We start from the raw sequence: 1,068 nt of genomic DNA, 5'->3' as shown, positions 1-1,068 counted from the left end.
CGCCGTTTCCAGCGCGCTGGCACCACGACACGAACAGCCGTTACAACTGCTGGAGAACACGAATTCATGCTCCACCACGTCAAAGATACCGCTGCTACTGAGGACGATCCAACCTACTTCCGTCCACTCGAGGACCTCGTCGAATTCGACGGACAACGTATCTATCAAGAGGATGTTTCGCTCCAGAGTACCGACCTCGCTACGTCGCTCAGCTTTCGTGATGCCGTCGCCCACGGCGACGGCTTCACTCCGATGCCTTCGAAAACGACGATCAACCGGCGAGTCCGCGAGTACGGCAGCAAACTCGGTGACTTCGTTCGTGATCGGCTTCCTGGGACGAACGCAGACACTGTCGTTCCTGACGGAACGAAGTGTCATAGCCAGGACGATCACTGCACGTACCACGACGTCAACGTCACCCTCGGACAGACCACCGAGGAAGACACGGAAACGACGCTTCTAGACGTCAATCTCAACGATTCTTGGGATGAGACAGCAGCGACTCTCGAGGAGACCGAGGCGATCACTGACGACGCGACGGTCGTCAGTGACGCCGAGAACGCGCTCGTCGATGCGTTCGAGAATGGTGACCGATCTCACCAGCTCGACCTTGTTCACGTCGGTCGAACGCTCGGGTACAAGCTCTGGAAAGACGATGCGTTTTCGCTCTCTGAGCGGAAAGCGATCGTCGCTGGCGTTACTGATGATCTGTTCCATCTGAAGAACTCTGTCGCACTTCATGCACCGAGGAATGAGCGTTTGGCGATCCGCGAGCGGATCGACCAAACGCTCGAGAACCTTCGGAAAGAAGCCTGGAGGTTAGAGCGCCAAGACTCCTCGAAAGCAGCGGCGTACCTCCGGGAATGGGCGGAAGCAACCGTGACGTTCGCGGAACTCGCGCTTGACCAACAGCAGGTTCCGTGGACATCGAACGTGGTCGAACGAGCTATGGGTGAAGTTTCGAAACGGTGTAAGAATCAATGGATGCGGTGGTCAGAAGCGGGGCTAGAGTCGCTTCTCTGGTTGAATCTGGTGCAGTACGCCGATCCCGAGCAGTTCGCGGCGTTC

At 57.3% G+C, this 1,068-nt stretch carries 1 protein-coding gene; it reads left to right on the top strand.

Translation table 11 applies throughout. The features are described 5' to 3' along the window. Nucleotides 1-1,068, top strand: a 1,068-nt coding sequence (locus RBH26_RS21305) for an ISH6 family transposase (protein WP_306760375.1), incomplete at both ends; no start/stop codon positions are given.

Origin of the sequence: Natronolimnohabitans sp. A-GB9, from assembly GCF_030848565.1 — an archaeon.
Lineage (GTDB): Archaea > Halobacteriota > Halobacteria > Halobacteriales > Natrialbaceae > Natronolimnohabitans.
The sequence above is the reverse complement of the archived record's forward strand: the minus strand, read 5'-3'. Positions and strand labels throughout refer to the sequence as shown.